8 protein-coding genes are annotated in these 8,698 nt (G+C 48.6%); all 8 read left to right on the top strand.

Annotated elements, in window-relative coordinates:
* The coding region (locus M2387_RS25485; RefSeq protein WP_259053673.1) for an EF-Tu C-terminal domain-related protein at positions 1-468 on the top strand (468 nt) is incomplete at its 5' end.
* Positions 469-699: 231 nt separating this feature from the next.
* A complete protein-coding gene (secE, locus tag M2387_RS25480; protein ID WP_259053671.1) occupies positions 700-1,083 on the top strand; it encodes a preprotein translocase subunit SecE in 384 nt (127 codons plus the stop codon).
* A 1-nt stretch (position 1,084) separates the two neighbouring features.
* The gene (gene nusG, locus M2387_RS25475) at positions 1,085-1,630 is read left to right on the top strand and encodes a transcription termination/antitermination protein NusG (protein ID WP_259053669.1); all 546 of its coding nucleotides are present in this window, start codon (positions 1,085-1,087) and stop codon (positions 1,628-1,630) included.
* Between the two features lie 161 nt (positions 1,631-1,791).
* Positions 1,792-2,220, top strand: coding sequence for a 50S ribosomal protein L11 (rplK, locus tag M2387_RS25470; RefSeq protein ID WP_259053667.1), 429 nt, complete (start codon positions 1,792-1,794; stop codon positions 2,218-2,220).
* A gap of 3 nt (positions 2,221-2,223) precedes the next feature.
* The gene (gene rplA, locus M2387_RS25465; protein ID WP_259053665.1) at positions 2,224-2,928 is read left to right on the top strand and encodes a 50S ribosomal protein L1; all 705 of its coding nucleotides are present in this window, start codon (positions 2,224-2,226) and stop codon (positions 2,926-2,928) included.
* Positions 2,929-3,354: 426 nt separating this feature from the next.
* Positions 3,355-3,858 (top strand): 50S ribosomal protein L10, encoded by a 504-nt coding sequence (rplJ, locus tag M2387_RS25460; RefSeq protein WP_259053661.1) that lies wholly within the window; start codon positions 3,355-3,357, stop codon positions 3,856-3,858.
* Positions 3,859-3,924: 66 nt separating this feature from the next.
* Positions 3,925-4,290, top strand: a complete 366-nt coding sequence (gene rplL / locus M2387_RS25455) for a 50S ribosomal protein L7/L12 (RefSeq protein WP_259053659.1) — start codon at positions 3,925-3,927, stop codon at positions 4,288-4,290.
* 332 nt (positions 4,291-4,622) lie between these two features.
* Positions 4,623-8,651, top strand: coding sequence for a DNA-directed RNA polymerase subunit beta (rpoB, locus tag M2387_RS25450; RefSeq protein WP_259053658.1), 4,029 nt, complete (start codon positions 4,623-4,625; stop codon positions 8,649-8,651).
* The last annotated feature ends 47 nt before the right edge of the window (positions 8,652-8,698 follow it).

The following is an 8,698-nucleotide window of genomic DNA, read 5'->3' as shown; positions in this document are numbered from 1 at the left end:
GGTGAAGAAGTTGAAATCGTTGGTATCAAAGATACTGCGAAAACAACTTGTACCGGCGTTGAAATGTTCCGTAAATTGCTGGACGAAGGCCGTGCTGGTGAGAACGTTGGTGTTCTGCTGCGTGGTATCAAACGTGAAGAAATCGAACGTGGTCAGGTTCTGGCTAAGCCAGGCTCAATCAAGCCGCACACCAAATTCGAATCTGAAGTTTATATCCTGTCTAAAGATGAAGGTGGTCGTCACACTCCATTCTTCAAAGGCTACCGTCCTCAGTTCTACTTCCGTACAACTGACGTAACCGGTACTATCGAACTGCCAGAAGGCGTAGAGATGGTAATGCCTGGTGACAACATTCAGATGGTTGTTACCCTGATCCACCCAATCGCGATGGATGACGGTCTGCGTTTCGCAATCCGTGAAGGCGGCCGTACTGTAGGCGCGGGCGTTGTTGCTAAAGTTATCAGCTAATCGCTTATAACATTTGACGCACCGTGCAATAAAAGGGCATCATTTGATGCCCTTTTTGTACGTTCTCGAAACAGAACCTGGCTCATCAGTGATTTTTATTGATAATCATTGCTGAGACAGGCTCTGGAGAAGGCGTTATATACCGGATAGCATCAAAGAGCCGTTCGGTTTGGTTTGCCTCGCTCAGGCGGGGTGAAATTATTTGTCTGGTTTACTGTGACAGGTTGGTTTATGAGTGCGAATACCGAAGCGCAAGATAGCGGACGCGGCCTTGAAGTCATGAAATGGCTGGTAGTCGCCATTTTGCTTATTGCTGCGGTCGTGGGTAACTATGTTTATCGCGATGTGAATCTGCCTCTGCGGGCTCTGGCTGTAGTGGTTGTGATTGCAGTTGCAGGTGGTATCGCCCTGCTGACAGCGAAAGGCAAAGCAACTGTAACCTTTGCCCGCGAAGCAAGAACCGAAATGCGTAAAGTTGTTTGGCCTACTCGCCAGGAAACATTACATACCACCCTGATCGTGGCAGCAGTTACTGCAGTTATGTCACTGATTTTGTGGGGGCTGGATGGTATTCTGGTCCGCTTGGTCTCCTTTATTACTGGCCTGAGGTTCTGAAATGTCTGAAGCCCCTAAGCAACGCTGGTACGTCGTTCAGGCGTTTTCCGGTTATGAAGGCCGTGTAGCGACATCGCTGCGCGAGCACATCAAATTACATAACATGGAAGAGCTGTTCGGTGAGGTGATGGTGCCTACCGAAGAAGTGGTGGAAATTCGTGGCGGTCAGCGCCGCAAGAGTGAACGTAAGTTCTTCCCAGGTTATGTACTGGTTCAGATGGTTATGAACGATGCAAGCTGGCACTTAGTGCGCAGCGTGCCACGTGTGATGGGCTTTATCGGTGGTACTTCTGACCGCCCGGCGCCTATCAGCGACAAAGAAGTTGATGCGATCATGAATCGTCTGCAACAAGTTGGCGATAAACCGCGTCCGAAAACGATGTTTGAGCCAGGTGAAATGGTTCGCGTCAGTGACGGTCCGTTCGCAGACTTTAACGGTGTTGTGGAAGAAGTTGACTATGAGAAGAGCCGCCTGAAGGTATCTGTATCGATCTTCGGTCGTGCTACACCTGTTGAACTGGATTTTGCTCAAGTCGAAAAAGCATAATAATTTGCTGGTTTAAGCAACGATTAATTGTTGCACAAGGCGCGAAATTGACATACAATTTCGCGCCTTTTGTTTTTGCGCGTACTGTGTACGTGTAAAATGTTTTATACCCACGGGGAGCCTTTTCACCAAGGCGCTATAACCCATTAGAGGAAATTTTCATGGCTAAGAAAGTCCAAGCCTACGTCAAGCTGCAAGTTGCAGCTGGTATGGCGAACCCAAGTCCACCGGTTGGTCCAGCACTGGGTCAGCAGGGCGTTAACATCATGGAATTCTGTAAAGCGTTTAACGCCAAAACAGAAAACCTTGAGAAAGGTCTGCCTACTCCGGTTGTTATTACCGTTTATGCTGACCGTTCATTTACCTTCGTTACTAAAACTCCACCGGCTGCAGTTCTGCTGAAAAAAGCTGCTGGCGTTAAGTCTGGTTCTGGTAAGCCGAACAAAGACAAAGTTGGTAAAGTGACTAGCGCTCAAGTTCGCGAAATCGCGGAAACTAAAGCAGCGGACATGACTGGTTCTGATATCGAAGCGATGATTCGTTCGATTGAAGGTACTGCTCGTTCCATGGGCCTGGTAGTGGAGGGTTAAGAAATGGCTAAACTGACCAAGCGCATGCGTAATATCCGTGAGAAAGTTGTTGCGACTAAGCAATACGACATCACTGAAGCTGTTACCCTGCTGAAAGAGCTGGCTACTGCTAAATTTGTAGAAAGCGTGGATGTTGCTGTTAACCTCGGCATCGATGCTCGTAAATCTGATCAAAACGTACGTGGTGCAACTGTTCTGCCACACGGTACCGGTCGTTCAGTACGTGTTGCTGTATTTGCCCAGGGCCCTAACGCTGAAGCTGCGAAAGCTGCTGGCGCAGAGCTGGTAGGTATGGAAGATCTGGCCGATCAGATCAAAAAAGGCGAAATGAATTTTGACGTTGTTATTGCTTCTCCTGATGCAATGCGCGTTGTTGGCCAGTTAGGTCAGATTCTGGGCCCACGTGGTCTGATGCCAAACCCTAAAGTTGGTACTGTAACACCTAACGTTGCTGAAGCAGTTAAGAATGCTAAAGCGGGTCAGGTTCGTTATCGTAACGACAAAAACGGTATTATCCACAGCACCATTGGTAAAGTGGATTTCGATACCGACAAATTGAAAGAAAACCTGGAAGCTCTGCTGGTTGCTCTGAAAAAAGGCAAACCTTCACAAGCTAAAGGCGTGTACATCAAGAAAATTAGCCTGTCCACCACTATGGGTGCAGGTGTTGCGGTAGACCAGGCTGGTCTGAACGCAGTAGCGAACTAATAATCGCCTTTACGCGGGCGAAAGAATAGTCTATTATCTTACGCCCGTTGCTTCACTAAGGTGGGGCACAATATTTATTCCAGTCAGTTGGACTGAGACAAGGCGGCAATAGAGTAAGTCGTCAGGAGCATAGCTTGCTATGTGACTGATGCGAGCGAAAGCGGCCAACGCAGTATCAGTTCGAATGACGCAGAATAAAAAGATTTCAGTGGTTGGAGCCTGGCCTTATCCAGGCCTCCGTCCAAGACCGCAGGTGCTTTGTAAAAAGCTTAATCTCCTGCGTAGACGGTGACAGAACCTGAAGAATATTTTAGATAGTCTTTGGCTTGTTTCTGCTCACCGTATGTAGATGCGTTTTTCCATTTTGGTTAAACGTGAAGTGAGTTCCGGGAATTTTTCCCGGCTAAAACCCAGGAGCAAAAGCTAATGGCTTTAAATCTTCAAGACAAACAAGCGATTGTTGCTGAAGTCAGCGAAGTAGCCAAAGGCGCGCTGTCTGCTGTTGTTGCGGATTCCCGCGGCGTACCAGTAGGCAAAATGACCGAACTGCGTAAAGCAGGTCGCGAAGCCGGCGTTTACATGCGTGTTGTTCGTAACACCTTGCTGCGCCGTGTTGTTGAAGGTACTCAGTTTGAGTGCCTGAAAGACGCGTTCGTTGGTCCAACCTTGATTGCATATTCTATGGAACACCCGGGCGCTGCTGCTCGTCTGTTCAAAGATTTCGCGAAAGCGAATGCAAAATTTGAGGTTAAAGCCGCTGCCTTTGAAGGTGAGCTGATCCCGGCATCCCAAATCGATCGCCTGGCAACTCTGCCGACTTACGAAGAAGCATTGGCACGTCTGATGTCGACCATGAAAGAAGCCGCTGCTGGCAAACTGGTCCGTACTCTGGCTGCCGTTCGCGATCAGAAAGAATCCGAAGCCGCTTAATAGCGTTTCACTTTCTCTCGCGTTCGCTTACGTATAAACTTATTCTGATTTTCAGGAACAATTTTTATGTCTATCACTAAAGATCAAATCTTAGAAGCAGTTGCCGCTATGTCTGTAATGGACGTTGTTGAACTGGTTTCTGCAATGGAAGAAAAATTCGGTGTTTCTGCAGCAGCTGCTGTAGCAGTAGCAGCAGGTCCTGCTGAAGCCGCTGAAGAAAAAACTGAGTTCGACGTTGTACTGAAAGGTATCGGCGCTAACAAAGTTGCTGTTATCAAAGCAGTTCGCGCTGCAACTGGTCTGGGCCTGAAAGAAGCCAAAGATCTGGTTGAGTCTGCACCTGCTGCCCTGAAAGAAGGCATCAGCAAAGACGACGCAGAATCACTGAAGAAAGCACTGGAAGAAGCTGGCGCAGAAGTTGAAGTTAAATAAGCCAACTCTTTTAGTTGCAGCCTGAGAAATTAGGCTGATGGCTGGTGACTTTTTAGTCACCAGCCTTTTTGCGCTGTAGGGTATTAATAGGGTTTCACGCTGTTTGACTATTGATAACCTGACAATGTGAGTTTCTATCGACGTCTTACTATACTGTGACTTTCTGCGCCGGGAGTTCCGGGGCAAAGCACAATGAAATGATGTAAGAGTGATAGAAACGGGCATTGCGGAAAGTGTTCCACTTTCCGATCTACAAAATAGTGTCGCATAAGCATAAATTGCCCCTTTCGATGGGCAGATGGGTCGACTTGTCAGCCAGCTGAGGAACCCTAATGGTTTACTCCTATACCGAAAAAAAACGTATTCGTAAGGATTTTGGAAAGCGTCCGCAAGTACTGGACATTCCTTATCTCCTTTCTATCCAGCTTGATTCATTCCAGAAATTTATCGAGCAAGATCCTGAAGGGCAGTATGGTCTGGAAGCAGCTTTCCGTTCCGTATTCCCAATCCAGAGCTACAGCGGTAACTCAGAACTGCAGTACGTCAGCTATCGTCTTGGCGAACCAGTTTTTGATGTTAAAGAGTGTCAGATCCGTGGCGTGACGTATTCTGCTCCGCTGCGTGTGAAACTGCGTCTGGTTATCTACGAGCGCGAAGCGCCGGAAGGAACCGTTAAAGACATCAAAGAACAAGAAGTCTACATGGGTGAAATTCCACTCATGACTGACAACGGGACTTTCGTAATTAACGGTACTGAGCGTGTTATCGTTTCTCAGTTACACCGTAGCCCGGGCGTGTTCTTTGACAGTGACAAAGGTAAAACGCACTCTTCAGGAAAGGTACTGTATAACGCACGTATCATTCCTTACCGTGGTTCATGGCTGGATTTCGAATTCGACCCGAAAGACAACCTCTTCGTACGTATTGACCGTCGCCGTAAATTACCTGCGACCATTATTCTGCGTGCGCTGAACTACACCACTGAACAGATCCTTGACCTGTTCTTTGACAAAGTGACGTTTGAAATCCGTGATAATAAGCTGCAGATGGAGCTTATCCCGGAACGTCTGCGCGGTGAAACCGCCTCTTTCGACATCGAAGCCAATGGCAAAATCTATGTTGAAAAAGCGCGTCGTATTACTGCACGTCATATCCGCCAGCTGGAAAAAGACGATATCAAACATATCGAAGTTCCGGTTGAATACATCGCGGGTAAAGTTTCTGCAAAAGATTACATTGATGAGTCCACCGGTGAGCTGATTTGCCCGGCTAACATGGAGCTCTCTCTGGATCTGCTGGCACGTCTGAGCCAGGCAGGACACAAACGTATTGAAACGCTGTTCACCAATGACTTGGACCACGGTCCATATATGTCTGAGACCATCCGCGTCGACCCAACCAGCGATCGCTTGAGCGCACTGGTTGAGATCTACCGCATGATGCGTCCTGGTGAGCCGCCAACACGTGAAGCAGCTGAAACGCTGTTCTCGAACTTGTTCTTCTCTGAAGACCGTTATGACCTGTCCGCTGTAGGTCGTATGAAGTTCAACCGTTCTCTGCTACGTGATGAGATTGAAGGTTCCGGTATCCTGAGCAATGACGACATCATTCAGGTGATGAAGAAGCTCATTGATATCCGTAACGGTAAAGGCGAAGTGGATGATATCGACCACCTCGGCAACCGTCGTATTCGTTCCGTTGGCGAAATGGCGGAAAACCAGTTCCGTGTTGGCCTGGTACGTGTTGAGCGTGCGGTTAAAGAGCGTCTGTCTTTAGGCGATCTGGATACCCTGATGCCTCAGGATATGATCAACGCCAAGCCTATCTCTGCCGCAGTGAAAGAGTTCTTCGGTTCCAGCCAGCTGTCTCAGTTTATGGACCAGAACAACCCACTGTCCGAGATTACCCATAAGCGTCGTATTTCTGCGCTGGGCCCGGGCGGTCTGACCCGTGAGCGTGCAGGCTTTGAAGTGCGTGACGTACATCCAACCCACTACGGTCGTGTATGTCCAATCGAAACGCCTGAAGGTCCAAACATTGGTCTTATCAACTCCCTGTCTGTTTATGCACAGACTAACGAATATGGCTTCCTTGAAACGCCATATCGTCGTGTTGTTGACGGTATTGTTACCGATGAAATTCATTACTTGTCTGCTATCGAAGAAGGCAACTACGTTATTGCTCAGGCAAACACCAACCTTGACGAAGAAGGCCGTTTCGTTGATGACCTGGTAACCTGCCGTAGCAAAGGCGAATCAAGCCTGTTCAGTAACGACCAGGTCGATTACATGGACGTATCTACCCAACAGGTAGTATCCGTCGGTGCATCCCTGATCCCGTTCCTGGAACACGATGACGCCAACCGTGCATTGATGGGTGCAAACATGCAACGTCAGGCCGTACCAACTCTGCGTGCTGATAAGCCGCTGGTAGGTACCGGTATGGAACGTGCTGTTGCCGTTGACTCCGGTGTAACTGCCGTAGCTAAACGTGGTGGTACCGTTCAGTACGTTGATGCTTCTCGTATCGTTATCAAAGTTAACGAAGAAGAGATGTATCCGGGCGAAGCAGGCATTGATATCTATAACCTGACCAAGTACACCCGTTCTAACCAGAACACTTGTATCAACCAGATGCCTTGCGTATCTCTGGGTGAGCCAATTGAACGTGGTGATGTGCTGGCAGATGGTCCGTCTACTGACCTTGGTGAGCTGGCTCTTGGCCAGAACATGCGCGTGGCATTCATGCCATGGAATGGTTACAACTTCGAAGACTCCATCCTCGTATCTGAGCGTGTTGTTCAGGAAGACCGTTTCACCACTATTCACATCCAGGAACTGGCTTGTGTGTCTCGTGACACCAAACTGGGGCCAGAGGAAATCACTGCAGACATCCCGAACGTGGGTGAAGCAGCGCTTTCTAAGCTGGATGAGTCCGGTATTGTTTACATCGGTGCTGAAGTGACCGGCGGTGACATTCTGGTTGGTAAAGTAACGCCTAAAGGTGAAACTCAGCTGACTCCAGAAGAGAAACTGCTGCGTGCTATCTTCGGTGAGAAAGCATCTGATGTTAAAGACTCTTCTCTGCGTGTACCAAACGGCGTTTCCGGTACCATTATTGACGTACAGGTCTTCACCCGCGATGGCGTGGAAAAAGACAAACGTGCGTTAGAAATTGAAGAGATGCAGCTGAAGCAGGCGAAGAAAGACTTGTCTGAAGAACTGCAAATTTTTGAAGCGGGTCTGTTTAGCCGTATTTATGCGGTACTGGTTTCTGGCGGTATTGAAGCTGACAAACTGGATAAACTGCCTCGCGATCGCTGGCTCGAACTGGGTCTGGCGGACGAAGACAAGCAAAACCAGCTGGAGCAGCTGGCTGAGCAGTACGACGAGCTGAAGCACGAGTTTGAGAAAAAACTCGAAGCTAAGCGCCGTAAAATCACTCAGGGCGATGACCTGGCACCTGGTGTGCTGAAAATCGTTAAAGTGTATCTGGCCGTTAAACGTCAGATCCAGCCTGGTGATAAAATGGCGGGTCGTCACGGGAACAAAGGTGTTATCTCGAAAATTAACCCAATCGAAGATATGCCTTACGATGAAAACGGTACTCCGGTAGACATCGTACTGAACCCGCTGGGCGTACCATCGCGTATGAACATCGGTCAGATTCTGGAAACCCACCTCGGGATGGCTGCTAAAGGTATCGGTGAGAAAATTAACACCATGCTGAAGCAACACCGTGAAGTTGCAAAACTGCGTGAGTTCATTCAGAAGGCTTACGATCTGGGCACTGATGTGCGTCAGAAAGTTGATCTGAATACCTTCTCTGATGATGAAGTTCTGCGTCTGGCTGAGAACTTGAAGAAAGGGATGCCAATCGCAACCCCAGTATTCGACGGTGCAAAAGAGTCTGAAATTAAAGAGTTGCTGACTTTGGCTGATTTGCCAACTTCTGGTCAGATTACTCTGTTTGATGGCCGTACTGGTGAACAGTTTGAGCGTCCGGTAACCGTAGGTTACATGTACATGCTGAAACTGAACCACTTGGTCGACGACAAAATGCATGCGCGTTCTACCGGTTCTTATAGCCTGGTTACTCAGCAACCGCTGGGTGGTAAGGCACAGTTCGGTGGTCAGCGCTTCGGTGAGATGGAAGTGTGGGCGCTTGAAGCTTATGGCGCCGCGTATACCTTGCAGGAAATGTTGACCGTTAAGTCTGATGACGTAAATGGCCGTACCAAGATGTATAAAAACATCGTGGATGGTAACCATCAGATGGAACCAGGCATGCCGGAATCCTTCAACGTACTGTTGAAAGAGATCCGTTCGCTGGGTATCAACATCGAGCTGGAAGACGAGTAATCGTTGCTCAAAAGGTCCAGGGTGCCCGACTAATGTCGGGCATCACA

Source organism: Klebsiella sp. BIGb0407, from assembly GCF_024807845.1.
GTDB lineage: Bacteria > Pseudomonadota > Gammaproteobacteria > Enterobacterales > Enterobacteriaceae > JGM124.
Note: the sequence above shows the minus strand (reverse complement) of the source record. Positions and strands in the feature narration are given on the sequence as shown.